10 protein-coding genes are annotated in these 18,662 nt (G+C 47.8%); 2 read left to right on the plus strand and 8 right to left on the minus strand.

The window, feature by feature from the left end:
• Nucleotides 1-74: 74 nt before the first annotated feature.
• Entirely contained in the window at nt 75-3,179 is a 3,105-nt protein-coding gene (locus tag DW039_RS13635) for a response regulator (RefSeq protein WP_120382028.1), read from the minus strand.
• Nucleotides 3,180-3,535: 356 nt separating this feature from the next.
• Here DW039_RS13635 and DW039_RS13645 point away from each other — a divergent pair, with 356 nt between their 5' ends.
• Both DW039_RS13645 and DW039_RS13650 read left to right on the plus strand, forming a co-directional pair.
• Nucleotides 3,536-5,422 carry an FISUMP domain-containing protein gene (locus DW039_RS13645; RefSeq protein ID WP_117749087.1) on the plus strand — a complete coding sequence of 629 codons (1,887 nt, stop codon included), beginning with the start codon at nt 3,536-3,538 and terminating at the stop codon, nt 5,420-5,422.
• 13 nt (nt 5,423-5,435) lie between these two features.
• On the plus strand, nt 5,436-7,244 hold the full coding sequence (locus DW039_RS13650) for a hypothetical protein (protein WP_120382029.1): 1,809 nt from the start codon (nt 5,436-5,438) through the stop codon (nt 7,242-7,244).
• A 61-nt stretch (nt 7,245-7,305) separates the two neighbouring features.
• Here the strand turns inward: DW039_RS13650 and DW039_RS13655 are convergent, their stop codons facing one another.
• The 7 genes from DW039_RS13655 to DW039_RS13685 all read right to left on the minus strand — a co-directional run bounded on the left by DW039_RS13655 (nt 7,306) and on the right by DW039_RS13685 (nt 18,662).
• Nucleotides 7,306-9,138, minus strand: coding sequence for an Mfa1 family fimbria major subunit (locus tag DW039_RS13655; RefSeq protein WP_120382030.1), 1,833 nt, complete (start codon nt 9,136-9,138; stop codon nt 7,306-7,308).
• A 195-nt stretch (nt 9,139-9,333) separates the two neighbouring features.
• Entirely contained in the window at nt 9,334-9,528 is a 195-nt protein-coding gene (locus DW039_RS13660) for a hypothetical protein (RefSeq protein ID WP_009037879.1), read from the minus strand.
• Between the two features lie 360 nt (nt 9,529-9,888).
• Nucleotides 9,889-10,842 (minus strand): DUF5106 domain-containing protein, encoded by a 954-nt coding sequence (locus DW039_RS13665; protein ID WP_243635033.1) that lies wholly within the window; start codon nt 10,840-10,842, stop codon nt 9,889-9,891.
• Nucleotides 10,843-10,954: 112 nt separating this feature from the next.
• Nucleotides 10,955-14,152 carry a fimbrial protein gene (locus tag DW039_RS13670; RefSeq protein WP_120382032.1) on the minus strand — a complete coding sequence of 1,066 codons (3,198 nt, stop codon included), beginning with the start codon at nt 14,150-14,152 and terminating at the stop codon, nt 10,955-10,957.
• Nucleotides 14,153-14,234: 82 nt separating this feature from the next.
• The gene (locus DW039_RS13675) at nt 14,235-15,602 is read right to left on the minus strand and encodes a hypothetical protein (protein ID WP_120382033.1); all 1,368 of its coding nucleotides are present in this window, start codon (nt 15,600-15,602) and stop codon (nt 14,235-14,237) included.
• 77 nt (nt 15,603-15,679) lie between these two features.
• Nucleotides 15,680-16,699, minus strand: coding sequence for a FimB/Mfa2 family fimbrial subunit (locus tag DW039_RS13680; protein WP_120130442.1), 1,020 nt, complete (start codon nt 16,697-16,699; stop codon nt 15,680-15,682).
• Between the two features lie 13 nt (nt 16,700-16,712).
• The gene (locus DW039_RS13685) at nt 16,713-18,662 is read right to left on the minus strand and encodes an Mfa1 family fimbria major subunit (RefSeq protein WP_165853114.1); all 1,950 of its coding nucleotides are present in this window, start codon (nt 18,660-18,662) and stop codon (nt 16,713-16,715) included.

Raw genomic sequence — 18,662 nt, forward strand, 5'->3', positions numbered from 1 at the left:
CTAACTTGTGCAAAAGTACATGATATTTCTTGGATAATCAAAAAATATCATATAGGAAAGAGCAGACCGGAACCCTACATCATCATAAAATTCCCGTGGATTGTATAGTCGAGTTTTTCTTTCAATCTTTGTATGTCAACCGGCTTGGACATATATCCGTTAAAGCCATTCTGCATAATCTTTTCTTTGTCCGAAGCAAAGGAGTATGCCGTTACTGCAATGATAGGTACCGTTTTGGATACTTTACGTATTTCGCGAGTAGCTTCATATCCATCCATTTTAGGCATATTGATGTCCATGATGACCACATGCGGATGAAACTTCTGATGGAGTTCCACGGCTTCCTCCCCATCCCAAGCATGAACCAACTCATAATCTTTCTGTAGGATAGACTTGAACAGCATATAGTTGCTTTCGTTGTCCTCTGCTATCAGGATTATAGGCTTTTCCTTGCTTCTCTCGTTCAGAAGAGGCATTAAAGTTAGATTATTTTCCTTTTGAGCCTCTTTCGGTTTATAAGGTATTGTAAACCAGAAAGTACTTCCTTTACCTTCTCCTTCGGATTCTACTCCGATGCGTCCTTTCATTTTTGTGACAATGTTTTTGCATATTGAGAGCCCTAATCCCGTTCCTTGTATAAAGGTGTTTACTTTGGTAAACCGTTCAAATATTTTCTTCTGATTCTCTAGTGAGATGCCTATGCCCGTATCTTTTACGTAGAAATAGAGTTCTTCTCCACGGATTTTGTATCCAAACATAATCTCACCTTTCTCTGTAAATTTTGCAGCGTTGACCAGCAGGTTGATGAGGACTTGAGAGAGACGGTTATGTTCTGTCTGTACATAACAAACTGGTACTTCAGGAACGAATTGTAGGGCAACACCTGTTTGCAGTCTGCCTCGTACAGTGTTTTCCACATCTTTTGCCAACTGATTTAAGTCGACATTCTGATAATTGAATTCCAGTGTATTTGCTTCTATTTTTGAAAGATCCAGGATGTCACTTACCAGTTGCAATAGCAACTGGTTGTTGGTTTCTATGATACTGATGAACTCTTTGCGTTCGGTTTCGTTTTCGGTTGCAGTCAGCAGGCTGGAGAATCCTACGATGGCATTCAAGGGGGTACGTATCTCGTGGCTCATATTGGCTAGAAATGCAGATTTCAGCCGGTCGGATTCTTGGGCTTTTTCTCGTGCTCGGATAAGCGCTTCTTCTTGCCTCTTGCGTTCTGTTATCAGTAAAAGGGAGCCGACAAGCGATATTGGATAGCCGTTCTTGTCGCGCTGGTCAATTACTGCGTTGGTTTCCATCCAATCTGTTATTTTTCGCCCTTCTACTTCGGTGATGATACGATATTCTTCTTTGATATGCTGCAACTTGCCTGAAATGAGATTTTCATGTACATGGTGCATACGTTCGAAGTCTTCCGGGTGTATCTTTCGGAAATATTCTGACGCCTTGATAATATCTACTTGGACTGTAGAGTTCTTCTCCTTTGTAAAGTTCATGTGGTCTAATATCTTTTGTGCTTCGCAATAAATCAGACCCTCCTTTAAATCCCAGCGCCATGGTATGATGCGTGCTATGCCCAATGTCATTTCCAGTTTTTTATTAATCTCTCGCAATGTGTTTTCGGCATCTTTGCGCGCTGTAATATCTACGGCAAAGACATCCAAAGTGTGTTTTTGGGATGCCGGGCAAAGAATGAATTCGTAAAAGCTGTTTGTTTGTTTGAAGTAATGAGTAAATGTTACCGTTTGCTTTTCTTGGAATACCATTTCCATGAAATGTGTCAGGTGCTCTATTTGGGAGAAGGCATTTTTTTGTGAACCATCGGTAGTTGGCGTAAACTGGTCGTTGAAAATAATATTGCCGCATCGATAGCTCATATCTGCTATCTGTCCCGTTTTGTCGAAGAAAACCTCTATTTGAGTATAAGATATCGGCATATTACGTAAAAGGGTATCATGGGCACTTAGCAAGGTGATTTTCTTTTGCTGGAACCGATAAATGACTAAAGCTATGATAAGTAGTGAGAGTATCAACACTACTCCGCAAATAATCCACCATTGATACTTCTGCCAGAATGTAAGCGGTTTATTGATGAATACCGAGTCCTTAGGACAGAGTGTGGTGTCCAGACCGTCCATCTGCAGTTGCTGGTAGTTGATGAAGGGATAGGATTTCTTGCTATATGTAAATGGGATATTCCGTGCATCCTCTCCTGCAAATATCTGTTTGAGGGCTGAAGAAAGCGCGTTTTGCACTTCCATGCGGTCATAGAAATATCCTCCCGCAAACCCCTCTTTACCCACATAGGCATTCCTTAATGCAAATACGGGTTGAGGCGATGATGCAACTAACTGAAAGTCTCCACTGATGAGTGTAGGAAAACCGAGTAGATTCTTACGCTCGTAAAACCATGTGGAAAATAGCATACCCATCTCCGGTTCATCATTTAGCAGATATGCCTGTAATTCGTTTTGGTTTCTTTCATTACCTATTAAGCGTTCATAGTGGAGGTTTGGATACTTTGACGTTATATAGGCATGAATAAGCCGGTCCAAGTCTTGGTTATGATAGAGTTCATCTGCTGCGAATACAATCGTTTTCATTTTTGGCAGCATCTGTACCATCATGTCGATGGTCTCTTTGTACATATACGGCGTTTCGATAAAAGTAAAGTTGTATTGCGGCCGCAGGTCAACCAGAGGAGATGTGATGGCATTGGAAATGTGTATAGGACGTCCGGTGAAATAATATTCCCGTGGAGCATACGTGTCTTCGTTGCCGACCAATACTATTGGAATATTTCCCCACTCACTCAAAATACGTTCCCTTAAAGTAAAAGCCATGTTGCCGAGAAGTACAAGATAATCGGGTTTCTTATCCTGGAAACGTTCGAAAATGCCATTCTCCATCCGGATATACAATGAGTCATTACGAATGAACGTCCCGTTCATGTGTACTACATCGGCTGTGATGTCCTCTATAGGAGATGTTTGCAGCAGGATGGGAGTTATAAGTTCTTGGCTCCAGGGGGCGCTTTCATTGTACGAGTTTATAATAAGTAATCTGTGGTGTTTGCCGACTATGGTTGCTGTGGCAAACGCCGAACTTAAATATAGAAAAATGAAACATAAGCTAATTATGCATCTTTTAGATAAAAATACTTTCATGACCTGATTTTTCAAGCAACACATTGTCTAATGGCAATTTAATTGCTACGTATTATTTATACAAAAATAATACAAATGTATTTTAATCATAAAATATAGTCGCTAAAATTAAAAATAATTAACGGCGTCTTTTTGTTTTATGCACTGGAAGTTTAATGTAATTATTATTTCATATATCTGTCTTGTATTATCTGGCAAGTGTGTACAAGGGTGAGAGCAGATAGAAAAGGGAGTTGACAGATTGTAATAAAAAGATGAAAAGGATATTTTCATCTTGAAAAAAGTTATATTTTTGCACCCGCTTTTGAAAATGGTATCGGAGACATTTTTGTTTTTATATAAATTCAATTGGTATTATGAACATTTTTTGTAAGAAAATCTTTGTTCCCCTTTTGTGCGGAATATTATTTTGGGGCGCTTGCTCAGATGATGCACCGTCCGGAGAAGATAGCGGGCAGCAAACTTATTCATTGGTGGTGAAAAGTGTCACTGCTTCGGGAGAGGATTCCTTCGGGGAACTGCGTGAGGTATCGGTTTTTCAGTTCAGTGGCGGCAGCTTATATAGGACGCAATTGCTGAATCCGAAACAAGATGGTACATCCAGCATCTCTGCACTCAGCGGCTCGCGGTTATATTTTCTTTCAGAAGTGAAGCTGCCCGTTCAGGAAGAGAAACTGACCGAAGAGGAATTGTGTAATATGGCCATTGGCGAAGGGCTTCATGATAATTCCGCTCCGGATTTCATGTCGGCGGTGGTTCAATTGGAAGATGATGTCGAGACGCGCAATAATCCGGAGGTCAGTGTGGGCATGAAACGTGGGGTGGCCCGTATCGACCTGAACACTACGGCCGACGATAAGACGCGGATTGAGGAGATTATAGTGGAAGATGCCCCGGCCGAAACTTTTCCGTTTCAGGAAGGCGTTGCCGTGTCAGACAAGACGGTGAAATATGTGAAGACGTTTGAACCGGCATTCGGAGGAGAACAGCCGAGCGTATTCCGTATTTTTGAAAGCATGTGTCCGGTCCATGTCGTTTTGCGTGGTACGTATGATGGGATTCCCATCAGGCTGAAAATGGAGTTGCCGCGTATAGAACGCAACAAGGTGTATGAATTGTCGGTACTTAACGTAGGGGCTACGGTAGAAGGCGTTTTCGAAATCAAGCCGTGGGAAGAGGGCGAAACGGTGACTGGCAAGCCCGACGCGGACCATCGTATTCTGTTGGATGCTTCCCGGTCTGTCATCCCCGAGGGAGTATCGGTAGATTATGAGAACAACATTGTAGAAGTGCCTATGACGGGAGTAGATGGCATGCAACTGGCGTTTCTTGCCGACACCCGGATAGATATTGCATCTGCCGAAGGAGTTGTGGATGGCGTGATGCTGACCGACATGGCGGTGACCGAAGAGGCTGAAGGGATTGTCTCTTCCTTCAGCGTATCTGTTCCGGCGCAAGGCAGCGGACGGTTGGGCTATTCGTTCATGGTACACCTGAAGAATGCGCTTATGGCCGGTTCTTATGACTACGTGGAAGTGCGCGTGGCTCCCAGCGACAAGCAGATTGAAACGGTGGAGATGGCAGGAAGCGTGTGGATGGCTTTTAATGCACGCAGCAGCGACCTCGAAGACCAGATTTATCCGTTGGACGGTGCTACGGTGGAAGACATGTACCGCACCAGCTGGATTAATACGGTCGGTGGTCTGTTCCAGTGCGGCCGCAAGTATATGTATGTGCCTTGGCAGGGATATAACCCTTCCAACAACCTGGGCAACCAGACTGCCGACATGCCTTGGCAGAATGATTCGCACATGCCTTGCCCTGAAGGATATAGAGTGCCTACCCGCGACGAACTGAACTCCTTGCTTCCGAAAGGCCAGGAGATTCCCGGTACTTATACGGCGGGAAACGGAGAACGGATTACCGCCACGCTCCATGTAGGAGAAGGTACGTTGGTGACCCCTACCGGTGTCACCGGAACACAACATTACGTGAAGTTTACTTCGGAAGATACCGGCCGTTACCTCATCATACCTTTGGCAGGAGGAAAGGGTGACAAATCGACCTCCAACAATCCCTCTTTTGGAAAACGTGCCGTGTTGTGGACTAGCCAGCGCGACGGTTGTCCCGGAGGATATGCCTGGGCCTATTGGATGCAGTTCGAAGGAAAAGATTCGACCGTCATTGCCGAACAGCGATTGCAGATGGAGGCGTTCGCGTCCTTGCGTTGTGTAAAGAAATAGAGGAGGGCAGGACATGAAGATTATAAGAATTATAATGCTTTTGGGATTGCTGCCGTTGCTGGCCAGCTGCTCTTCGGACGGGCTTGGCTTCGACAGCGCTGAACAGGCCGGCGCAGGGCAGGTGACCTTCCGGTTCGGCTTGCAGGCAGATGTCACTGCCGGGGTGCGCACCCGCAGCGAACAGCCGGAACCGATAGCCCGTATGTGGTATGCCATAGCCGACGAACGGGGCGAAGTAATCAAGCCGTTGTATCAGAAACTGGAAGCCGATTTCTCCAAACTGACCATCGAAGGATTGGGGTATGGCGACTATACCGTGGTGTTTCTTGCTACCACCCATCCGGAATCGGATATTACGGTTGACGAGCCGGCCCTGCTGTCGGATGCCTGGCTGGTGAATCACGTGGAAAAGGCACCGCTTGATGAGGCCTGGTTCTATAAGAAGATAGCGTTGCACATCGGCCGGGAGCAGGCTCCGGTGATGCAGACCGTCTGCCTGGAACCTTGTGTGGGCAGGGTAGATGTCGATTTGGATGTGTCGTCCGACTATATGTGGCGGTTTATCCGCAACATAGAGGTCTCTTTCGATGATGCCCAAGGGGTGTATGCCGGTATTCAGGCCGGTGGCGAGTACGCAGGTGCCGGAGGAGTGGACGCTTACAACATCACGCAGCGCCGTTCATTCTACTCGTTGCCCGGACGGGAGGCACTTTCCGGACGGGTGACGATTGAGTCGGAGCGTAGCGACGGAACTTCCTTTATGCAGGTCTATCGCTTCAGTGGTTGCAAGATAGAAGCCGGACGCGTGTCGCATATCCGCATCAATTACCGCCATCCCGAAAGTAGCGAAGGCTTGCTCTATGTACGCGAGGAGGATTTCTCCCGATTCCGGACGGATACCATGTTTCTGGCCGACGAACCGCGCGAGGTGTTCTACGATAGCAATCGCCGTTCCTTTCGGGTGAATGCCCCGTTGCAGGTGTCGGTGTCCGATGATCATCAGCTGCTTGTAAAGTTCTTCTCGCCGATTGGCATCAGTGGCGTCAAGATACTGTGCCGTTTCAACAAGGTGAGCACGGAATTCTTCGAACTGGCTCGTTTCGACCGCATTTATCCGTTTATGGAGGCATCGTTCCCCTTGCCGGTGGTCAGTTCGGAACGTACGTTTGTAGCGGAGAACGGTCGCCGGATAACAGTTCCGGCACAGCCGGAACTCTCCAATGACGATGTGACGTTGCTTGTCCGTACGGAAGACCCCTTCATGAAAAAGATAGAGCAGATAGACAGCCGGTGGTTTATCCGCTTTTCCGCTTATTCGGCCGATAACGGGCATGCTTATTGGCGGCATATGGATCCCTTGCTTTGTCGTCACGGAGTGGCGTTGGTGCTCAACATGGCTTTCATGTTCGCTTCCGAAGAGTTCAATGTGGAAATGAATGCCTACGAGGGCAAGCTGAAGGACAATGGAGGAAATCCGATAGACCTGGATGCTTTGCGGCAAAGAATCCGCAACCACGGCGGTCTTGTGTTGGGCCGTGTGGTCGGAGTAGGTGGTTTGGGTGGAGGCAACACTTATGGTCTGGCCGATTATTGTTATAAAGGTGTTTACTTTGATGCCACGGCGCCGGGAGCCAATCCGCATAATTATGCCCGTCAGGCCATGTTTCACGAGTATGGGCATTGTTTGGGCTACAATCATAGCAGTACGATGACATACGGTGACCAGTGGACAGTACTTTGCGCTACAGTTTTTGTGGGCATGGGGCAAGATGGCAAATTGCCGGTATGTTCAAAAGAGGTGGTAGGAGGTTTACCAATGTAACGTGACAAAAAAACGCGGCATCGAACCATGTGTTCGGTGCCGCGTTTTTTCTCTTTTGGTGTCAACTGTTAGGATTTTCGGTGATTAATGCACCTCTCCAAGGGGTTACTTCGACAGATAGTGTGAGGTAGTGACTGTCTTTTTCATCCGGGGTGTCCGGAGTTATGGGAGCGGGGTCGTTTTCCGAAATGCGCGGATGTCCCAGACGGTTGATCCCCGTTACGGAAAGCTTGTAAATGTTGTTGCGCACGATGGCAAACTCCATAGGTCCCGTCACGGTGTCGTCGTTGTTGTCATTGTGCCGGTTCCAGCAGAAGTAGTAGCAGTAATAGCCTGCTGCGTCGTAGTCGTCCGTGTTCGATTGGTAAAGGGTGAACTGTGCCTTTTTGGCGGCTTTCCTGAAATTGGCCTGGAATGCCTCGTTGCCAATGTTCTGTTCATGCCACTTTTGCCACAGATAGTCCGGGCTTGTTTTGTCTGTGCTATAGACGGCTGTTTGCCCATTGCTTTTTATGGTGATATTCTTCTTCTTCTCATTTCCGAATACGGCTTTATAGAACCTGCTGTTCTCCTCTGTCAAGAAAGCTTTTTCGCGCACTTCCTCCCATGTCACGTAGAGTGTATTGGCATAGGAATAAAGGATGGGGTCTTTAGCCGGATTTCCCTTGGCATTTGCAATGGCATCTTTCAGTTTCCGGGATGCCTTGTCGGTCGCCATGATTTGCCCCTTGAATACGATGCCGGTGCTGATTCCGTTCTGTTGCAGTTCTATGCCGGGAATGGTGTTTTCGGTTACATACCGCCATGTGTGGTACCCTTTCCCTTTATTCTTGACAACCTTTGAAATTTGCGAGGTGTACCATTGGCTGCGTGCGGTGGCGTCAATGTCCCAGTTTCCCCCTTCATAGTTGCCGAGGCAGAAGTTGAAGAAATCCTTGAAGGGATAACTTTTATCGATGTTTTTGGCGGTTCCGCTTTTTATTGCGGCATCCGTATTTACCACATAGTTGGTTTTCGGGCCGTGGCTATGTTCTGCTCCGCATATCTGTGCGTTGGCATTGGCACCGTTGTCCGACACGCGTCGCAAGTAGTAGAAGTCGCGGCTCATGTTTACCAAAGCCATTTTGGTCAGTTTCACTTTTAGGGTGGCGTTTCCTTCGTCATTCCCCACTACGTAGGTTTGGTCTTTGTTTTTACTTCCATCCTTGGAGTCGAAGCGCGCCACGGCACGTTCCACCAGGATGGTGCCTTCATTGTTCACCTCTTTTTTTCCGGTGCCTTTATGGTTTGTTCCGGAGAAGTGGAAGGGTGTGCTCTCTTGGAAATGGCTTTTCCAGGATTCTATGTTTTTAGGAATTCTCTTTTCAATGCACGTTCGGGTTGCGGTGGACATAAGGAATCCATGCTGATGGTCTTTTCCTCCCCATACGCTTTCTCCTCTTATTACATAGCCGTTGGCATCTTCAGTTATATTCTCGGTTTTGTGTATCCATTCTTTCAGCATGAAGTGCTCTTTAAAGAGGTTTTGCAGTTCGTTTGTAGGGTTGCAGAAGACGTAGAGGTGGATTCTGTCTTTTCCTTCATCGAGTATCCCGTCGGCCTTGTAGTAGGCAGCCAATGCGGCTTTGTCGATTTTCTGGACGGTACTGACGGTGCCTTTTGCTTTGTTGAGGTTTGTCAGTGATACTTGTTCGCCGCAGGCAATGAATTTGTTGTCTTTATCTGCCAGTACAAGCAGGATGTTGTTCACCCGATTTTCGTGCTCTTCTCCCGTTATGGCATTGCCGGTGCTGTTGTTGTCGGTTTTATTGTTTTCATTTGTTGTGTTTTTATCAGTTGTGGACAGTTGCACTTGTACGTTCACGTACACTGCATCTTCCGGTTTGTCCGGCATTGCATCTGTTTTACGCCTGCTTTTGGGTTAGTAGGGTTGCCGCAACTTGTAATGGTACATATCGCCAATATGCTGATAAAAAACATGTTCCAGTATCTCTTTTTCATAGCGTAAATTTATTAAGAATTTCGGCATACAAAAATAAGACAAACGACAATGGATTCCAATTTTTAACTATTTTTTTCTGACTTTTCTCTATAAATGTTCAAATTCTTCTGTTGTCAGTTTGGTTGCTTGGATAATCATTTCCGTAGCTACTCCCATTGTTTTGAGATTGCGGGCTATCTCGAAACGACTGGCTCGTATACCTTCTTCTCTCCCTTCTTCTCTTCCTTCCATCAGCCCTTCCAGTTTATTGCCTTTTTGGGGGTGATTTCGAGTAGAGTTCATCGTTATGCTATTCTGAAGTAGGGCGGCAGATGGTGGCGTACATTTCCCTGCATTCTTCGGAACTGTCGACTGTTTGTAAGTGAACTACCCTGGTCGTTCGAGTGAACTACCGGTGTCGTTCAATCGAATAACTGGGGTCGGCTGCCTGAACTACCCTGGTCGTTCACTTGGATAAAAGCGCTCCGATGTGCTGAAGGCGGCAACTTGTCCGATGCGAAGAAGGGTGTTTCAGAATCACGTGTCGACGGTTTGTCGGTTGCTGATGCCGTTTCTCTTTATCATAGAAGAAAAGAAGTTTCACCGGAAAAGCCGATAGATAGGGCGGAAGTGTGATAAGGTGAAGGCTGTGAGGGTTTGAAATCATTCTCCGTGTAGGGACTGATTTCGGCTTTCTTTCGCAAGGTGTGAGAGGACCTGCTCCGGCAGTGCTTCTTTTAGGAGGACGTGTTTTTCTTTGTCCAGCAGGTAGAGGGTGGGCATGGAGGGGAGTATGTACAGTTCGTTGTCGGTGAGGGTGTGAGAGGCGGTTCCGGCCATCCAGTCTGTGGGCAGTCTGTTTCCGGCACGGGGGGCGGCTTCGGGACGCGGGGCTGTTTCGGGGGTGTTTTCGGTGTTGATGGCTAGCACGGTGAGCAGTCCGTCGTGCAGCATCTGCTTGAAGAGACGGTCGTCGTGCAGCAGGGCGATGGTCTGGCGGCAGTGGGTGCAATCGGGGTTGTAGAACATCAGGAGCAGGCAGTGGGCAGAGGGGGTGGTGTGCAGCGTCCGGTGGTCTCCTTCCGGGGCGAAGTAGGCGAAGTCGGTGGCTATGGTGCCGGGGCGGTTCTTCAGGGCGGCAGAGAGGAGGAAGCGGGGGCGGGACTTTTCGGTATCATTCAGCAGGGGGGTGTGGGCGATGGCTTCCAGAAAGGGGATGAAGTGCTCCTCGCTCTGCATGGGCGAACCGATGGTATAGAGGTACTTCTCGGCCAGTTCGGCCAGTAGCAGGTAGGCGGGTTTGTCGGCTTCGGCGCGCTGCATTAGCAGGTGCACGGCTTCGGTGCGGGCTTCGGCAGGTGCATGGGGGAAGAGGGAGAGGTAGTTGACGAGGTTTTGCTCCATGAAGCCGGGATTGCGGCTGCGCAGGGTGTCGGAGAAGGACATGCTGTCCCAGAAGTGTGCCAAGAGGTAGGAGGCGCGTTCGTGGGGAGTGCGCAGGGTTGCGGGGATGGCAGGCAGGGGCAGGTCTTGTGTCTGATTTTGTTGTGCGTTCATGCTGCCACTGATGGCGGTAAGCATGAGGCATATCAGAAAAATTGAAAGTCTGTCATTCATTTCTCTCTCTGTTAGTTTAAGAGCCTGTTTAAATTTTGTCCGGCATTCTCAAAAGAAACTGAGTGAAAACTTCTTTAAGCAAAATTTAAACAAGCCCTTGAATGTCCGCTGATTATTTTTCTACACAGCGGATGAAGCAAGCATCCTTACCAGTGTTTGCAGCACTCACCCCATACGGGAAAAAGTCAAAGGTAAAGTAGTTGAAATCCCACCCTATTACATATTCAAAATCGAGTCCCATACTATGACCTTTATTTCTCGAATATTTGTTAAGCCAATAAACTGCTCCCGGCCTCATATATATATCATAAAAGAGAGGCGTGTTATTTGCGGTAGCATCCGGTAAGAATGCATTTTGATAACTAGCATATCTTAGTATTCCAGGTCCTTTAGAGTTGCTATTCCCCCCCTTCGTGTCATCTTGTTTTCTATGACCATATCCGGAAGCTCCAATGGGGAAAAACAGGTTCTTTCCATTTTTTTTATTGTAGACAAAGCACCCCCGCATTCCACGCCGGGTATTTTCATAATCGTACCCATAGACCTCTGTTATATGATTCAAAGTTTCTTGAGATTCATCCCCATATAGCACTCCATATCCTTCCGCTATATCTTCTCCTTGGTATAGATTTAAAAAATCTTCAAAAGAAGCTATGCGGGCATTGTGAATTTCCAGATTGTCAAACGCGGGTTCTGGTGGAGTATCTCCCCAAGGATTAAAGTCAGGAGGTGTTATAGCGCTCCATGTGATTTCCTGTTTATTTTCCGTGTTATCGGTGGCAATCAGTAACTTATCTGCATTATTCTTAAATTTATCCGGTGTTATCTCGATCCAAGGAGTTTCTGAATTTTTATTGCACATTGCATCAATCGGTTGGTCTAAGTTCAGGAATTTGAACAACGAGCCTTCTTCCAAAGGAGAATCTGTTTCCTTCGAACTTGTCCGTAGATTATGGGCATGCCACTTGGTTCCTGTTCCATCGAATAAGTCATCCGGAGCATCTCCTTGTCTGACGAAAATCAGATGATAACAAGTATAATTGTGATATTCTACCCGGATAATGGCATAACGGTTTTCCTGCGGGCTGCAGGTTCCATTAAATTTGATACGAAAATCTATCGTAGAACCAGTCTCTCCTCCGATGGTATCGGTGGAAGCTCTTGTTTCGTCACTTAATTTGATAAAATTGTCTGTTCCACAATATACATACGCTTTCCAAGGACCTTCTGAAGTAAATGTCTCAAATCTCTCTGCATTTTCTTTAGGAAGACGTTTCAGCTGTACGTGAAAGTCTTTGTCGTTGTCATGGCTACGCCAAACTCCCTTAGGATTGACTATACGCCGCACTTGATAAATGATAGGATTTTGATTATTCTTATTGTCTTCATTTAATAGCGGATTCCCACTGAAATCCGTACCATCCGTTGATATTTTGCTACCATTCGTAAATGTTACCACTATTTTTACCTCTGATCTGCGTTGATAGGCCACGTATGGATTATTTCCGGTATAACCGGTTGTTTTAATTAATTGTTTGGCACGGGTGTATATGGGTAATTGGACATGAAACACACTGTCGCCCTCATTCCTTACAATACATTTCCCATCACTATTGCCTTGATTGTCAAATGTCTCATACTCTTTGCTCTCACCTGGTATAGGCAACGTCTCGCCATTAGGTATGTACTCACGCTCTCCTCTTTTGTTTTCTTTATAATAGGTCTCGTTAGAACTTGTTGTTACATTCAAATCTTTTGTTTGTTGAAGGGATAAAAAACCATTCCACTGATTTTGGTATGCTAAATCCATTTTCTTCCAATAGACAAAGTCCGATGCAGGTTCATTTGGACCCCATCTGTTATCTAAGATTCGTGCTTCTATCTGTTTTATTTTTTGTCCCCCCGTTCTGATTTTAAGTGGGAGCATCATTGAGTGATTATACAAATAGGATATATAATAGGGGTTGGGCACTTCGATACCGGGCTCAGGTTCTTCGTATTCGATGTGCCAGTCCACGTCGTTGGCGTATTTGTTGAATTTCAGTGTCAGTTTGTAGTGGTGGTTACGCTCGGCGTTGTAGTCTTTATAGACGTCCTTGCCCAGCATGAAGCGGTAAATGATATCACCATTGCCCACTCGGCCGTCAACATTGGAAACATAGTAGGCTTTTACTTCGATGTATGTGCCATAGGGCTTTTGGTCTTTATAGTATTTATCTCCGGGCTTGTTGTTCAGTCCCGGTGCATCCAGTTCTTTATCATCATTTGCGTCCTGTCGTTTGTCTTTTCCTTCTCCCTGCATGTTTTCATAGAAGAAGAGTGCCTCGTTGGTTTCTCCATGGGCCAGTTTGGCATACTCCGCTTTCTTGCTGTCATATTCCGCTTTCGCTACAGAGACTCCTTTTTGGGCATTGTCGATGTAGTAATAATACGATTGGCCTTTCGTGATACGTGCCGGCCAATGTTCATCGTAGTTTGTTCCTTCGGCATACGTAATGCTTTCGCCATCTGCCATAAGGCCTCCATAATCTTCAATGTCATCATTAGGATTCGTGTTGATGGTGCTTTTCTTGCCCAGATAGCATTCCGTAGGTATGTCCTTGATGGTAACCGACTTGAGGTATATAAACACATTCTCGTGAAGGTCGGAACCGTCGTATGCAATAGTCACTTTGGAAGCGGCACGGCGTATCCAGGCGTGCAATTTGACGGATGCCCGGTTTATGACTGCCACTTCATCGTTCTGCACGCTTCCGGTAACGGTGAAATAGCCGAACATCTGGTTGTTGTTGGCTACTTCATCCTTATCCCATTGGAGGGAAATGCTTTTCAGGCCGTCTGCGGTTTTTATGGCTTCGGAATAGTCATCATTCGTAAGCAAGTCTTCCATATTGGCCACCGCATAAATCCGATAGCGTCCGTAGGGGATTTTCAGTTTGAAGTCGGCATGGGGCGTCTGTGCTTCGGCGGGAGGAAGATTCGAGTCGGGATTGTTATCCGGTCTGTCTTTGTCTTCCGACAATTGATATTGCCCTTCGCCTGTTCCTTTGGTAAGGGGATATGTCTTCAGCAACTCTCCTTTTTCATTATACAGCAACACGCACAAGTCCTCGATATTCTTTATCACATTTCCTGCCGTACGCGTATTTCCATTCAATGCAGGAGTAAGGGGCTTGAACTTCACGGTTGCGCTGACGAGGCTTTCGCCTTCGCCTGTCTCGCCGCCGTTGTAGAGCGGGTCGTCCTGGCAGGCGGCACTGCCGAGGAGCAATATGCACAAAAGTATGTAGGTCAAAAAGTTGCGTTTCATATCCGTTGCTGTTTTTTTGTATGTATGTTTTAAGAATGAAGCCTTCCGGTGTTTTTTCAGGCGAGGGAGGCTCCTTCGGTGTTTAGCGTTTCTTCGGGTCGCCTTTCTCGTCCAGCCCGAATACGGGGTCGAGTACTACTTCCCAATAAGGTTCCACGTCCACTTCCAACTCCAGTTCCGCCTCGGAAAGGTTCTTGAAATTCACCTTTACCTTGACATGCGTGTTGCGGAAGAGCGAGGCCAGATTCGGCAATGTGGCGGTGTAGCTTCTTGCCACTTTAGGGCTGTCCGGAGCAGTCGTCTCTTCATCAAAGCCCTCTTCCGTGTGGATGGTCACTTCGTACTCCTGCAATTTCAGGTTTGCGTCCTTGCCTTGTGCCAATGTGCCGTCGCTTTCGGGCAGGTAGACGGGGGTGGTGAATTTTGCTTCTTCTCCTGCTTTGAGGGAAGATACCTCTATGGCCTTGCTGAATGAATAGGCGAAATCTCCGTCCTCTTCTCCTTCTTCGTGCTGCGGCACTTCGTAGTCGGTCAGCCATTGATATTGGGTCGCTTCGCTTTCCGCCTTTTCCGATTCCGCCACCATCCATGTTATCCAGTCTTGGGCGGTACCTTCTCCGGGCAATGTCGCTTTGGAAGGATTATCCTTGTCTCCGGTATCTGCCACCCAGTATTTTCCGTTCGTGTCTTTGTTGGCGTGCGGCATCAGATACATCCGGTCTTTGACGGCTTTCTTCAGGCTGAATCCGGTCACGTTGATGGCCCGTTTCGCGGTTTTGCCGAATGCGAAGGAGAACTTGGTGGCGGCGCGTACCACGTACAACACTTCGGGCATGCCTTGGTAAAAGCCGTTTGAGAAGTCTTCTTCGTGCGCCTCGTCCTTGGGGGGAATCGTTATCTCGTAGACCGACGTCATCGGTATGCCGTTTCCCGCTTCGAGGGCTGCGGCATATCGGTAGCCGCCGTCCGTGTCTCCCAGTCCGAAGACATAGCTGTCTACGGGGGCTTTCCCATTTGCGTCGGGCAAGAATGCACCGGTGCTTGTGAAGTTTAGCAAATTGCCGTTCGTGTCTTCCAGTCCGTTGCAGTTGGCCAGCAGGTAGATACGTTTCTGACAGTCGGCTTTCACCCGGAAAGTGTACTCGTCCGATAGTTGTATGTTTGTCTCGGTGATGAGTCGGTTTTCTTCCACTTCCCATGCACTTGCGCCGGCTGTATCGTCGCTCGCCTTCGAAGCGATGACGATTCGCAATTGGTTGATGTTTTTGTCATCGGGGGTGCCGTCGGTACGTGTAGAGGCTCCCACTACGGCTGTGTGGAAGGCCAGATACACGGTGTTGTCCTCCTCGGCGGGTGGCTGCTGAACGATGGATTCATCGTTGCACGAAGTAGCTCCCAGTAAGCCGCAGAGGAGGCAGATTCCGATGATATGTCGATGCTTCAATTCCATTTGAAAAGCTGTTCTTGGTTTGTTGAAAGTCGTTTGCCGGGTAGTCCGGTTTTTATGTGCCACGCATGCCGTAGTTGTTACAGTTCCACGTCATTGATGCGTACCACCCAATCGTTTACCACAATACATGTATTCAACCAGCTGTCGTTGCCGTCGTTGTTCTTTAGGAAGAAGAAGAGGGTCCAGCGGCTTTCGCGGTCCAGATACTCTTGGTCGCCCATGTCGTAACGGTCGCTCTGCATCAGCAGCAGGTATTTGTTGAGGGGGATGTCTATCACGGTCGCTTTGTCGGCATGCCGTTTCACCACCAGCCTGGGAGAATTCCTGGCCATCAGGCGCGGCACGCTCAGTTCGGCGTATGCCACTTCGATGGGTTCGGGTGCTACGCCGGGTACTATGACGGATGCTCCTGTCCGTGCCTGTCCTTTCACCCACGGGGTGTAGGTGACGTCGGTCACCGGCAGCAGGTCGTTGTCGTAGTCGAAGAGGGTGTTGTCGTCCGTAATCTCGAAGTCGAAATCCTCGGCATTGACAATGCCTCCCGCCACTTGCTGCAGCACGATGCGTATGCCGTTGGTGTTCTTCATCATCTTTACCGTGCCTTCGTTGTAAGACTCGGCCGTTTCCATGGTGAGTTCTCCCCAAAACATATCGTGCAGCAATTTCCGTTCGGGCAGGCTGAGGCAGTCGGCGTTCAGCCGGGTCTTGAGCTCGGTGCGTTTGGTACTTGTGTTTACGGTGAAAGAACTCTTTTCGCATGCGATTCCTCCGTATGCCACAAAATGGTATTTGCCGTCAGGCAGGTCAAGCTTCATCCGGTAGTTCTCGTCTTGCAGCTCTGTTCCGGTCACAATCTTGGTATCCACGTAGTCGTCATTCTCATCGTAGATATAGAGGGTGAGGCAGTCCACTTGGTTGGGGAACGCGTTGGCGTACTCCATGTTGTAGTCGTAGACGAAGCGCAGCGATACGCCGTGCAGACACGGGTCGAGGTCTTCAAAGATGCGCTCGCACGAGGATAAGGCAACGGCTGCCAGCAGGGCGACGAGCACCCTGCCTGCGAACCTTGAAAATCTATTTCGCTTATTGCTTTGCATACTTGTTGTGTTTTTAGAATTCAATGTCGTTTATGCGAACCACCCAGGGAAGCACCTCGACAGAGAGCTTCAGGTAGATGTCGCCCTTTTCGTCCGGAGTTCCGGGGTCGACGGGGTCGGGGTCGTTTTCGCTAAGGCGCGGATGGCCAAGGCGGTTGATGTCGACCACAGACAGTTTATACACGTTGTTGCGCACCACGGCAAACTCCATCGGGCCCATTACGCCGTTGTTGCCGTTGTCGTTGTGACGGTTCCAGTAGAAGTAGTAGCAGTAGTAGCCTGCACCGTCATTCTCGTCCATGCTCGACTGGTAGAGGGTGAACTGATGTTCATTGTTGGTGGCTACTTCCTTGAAAGCCGACAAGGCGGCTGCATCTTTGTGGCCCTTTTCATTATACCATATATTCCACATGTAGTCGGGGCTGCCGGCATCATCGCTATAGACGGTTTCTGACGGAGTGTTTTTCGGTGTTCCGAATACCGCTTTCTTGAATTCCTCGTTTGCCGTTGCGTCAAGTGCGGCTTTGCGTACTTCTTTCCAACTTACATAAAGTTGGTTGGAATAAGCGTAAAGGATGGCATCGGCGTCAGAATCGCCAGTTGCTCCGTTGATAGCGTCTTGCAATGATTGGGGAGCATCTGTTGTCGCCTGGATTTTCCCTTTAAACACGATGCCGGTACTGATGCCGTTCTCCTGGTTGTTTATGCCGGGGATGGTGTTTTCGGTGACGTAACGCCAGATGCGGTAACCGTTTCGCGTGTGGTCGCTGTTCCATTCGTCATCGTTATCTTCTTCATTTTGGTTGTCGATAACGTCTTTGATCAGACTGGTGTACCACTGGTCGCGGGCTGTCTCGTCAATACTCCAAGTGTTGTTTTCCTGGTGTCCGAGGCAGAAATTGAAGTAGTCGGCAAAAGGATAGCTTGCGTCGATGGCTCCGTTCTTTTGTTCGGCATCGGTATCTACTACGAAGTTCCAGTTTTGTCCGCTGTCGTATTCGGTTCCGCAGATTTCCACGTTGTCGGCCAGACCGTTATCGGATACACGGCGCAGGTAGTAGAAATGCTTGCTCATGTTAATCAACGCCATCTTGTTCAGTTTGACTTTTAGCGTAGGCTTGTTGTCTTTTTCTGCTATGACGTATGTTTGGTCCTTGCTGGGACTGCCGTCTTTGAAGTCGAAGCGTGCCACGACACGTTCCACATGGATATTTCCGATGTTTCCGATTTCGGTGCCGTTGCTCAAGGTGTTTTTGCCCGAGAAATCGAAGGCGTTCTTTTCATTCGTAAAGTTGTCCCAATCGGTAAAATTCTTCGGAATATACTTTTTTATGTCTTTGCTGCTTGCCGTGGCCATCAGGAAGCCTGCCTTGTGGTCGTTTCCTCCCCAAACAGCTGCTCCTTTGACAGATCCGTCAGGCTCTTCTTCAAGAGTGGCAATCTCGTCAATCCATTCGCTGTCGGCACCGGACTTTTCGAAGATTGTTTTCAACTCCATTGTCGGATTACAGAATACATAAAGATTGACTTGGTCTTTTCCGGTCCCAAGTGTCCCGTTGCCATAGTAAGCGGCCAATGCGGATTTATTGATTTTCTGGGTGGTGTTGACGATTCCTTCACGCACTACCGGCAATGAGTTGTGTTCACCGGCGGCGATGAAGTTGTTGCTTGCATCCGCCAATACAATCAGGACACCATTCACCTTGTTCTCATAATCCTTTCCTACTTCCGTGCCGTCTGTACTGGTTCCATAATCGTCGTCGGAATCGGAGTCGGTCGAGCTTCTTGTATTTTTCCCTCCCACGGGCAGTTGTATGTTCACATTCATGTATACGGCATCTTCGGGATGTCCCGGGTATACTTCCGGTTCATTGCTGCCGTTCAGTTCGTTGCCGCTGCATCCTGCAATGGTGCACATTGCCAGCATACCAATGAAAAAAATACTCCAGTTCTTTCTTTTCAT

The organism is Bacteroides sp. AF39-16AC, from assembly GCF_003602735.1.
In the GTDB taxonomy this organism is placed as follows: Bacteria; Bacteroidota; Bacteroidia; order Bacteroidales; family Bacteroidaceae; genus Bacteroides; species Bacteroides uniformis.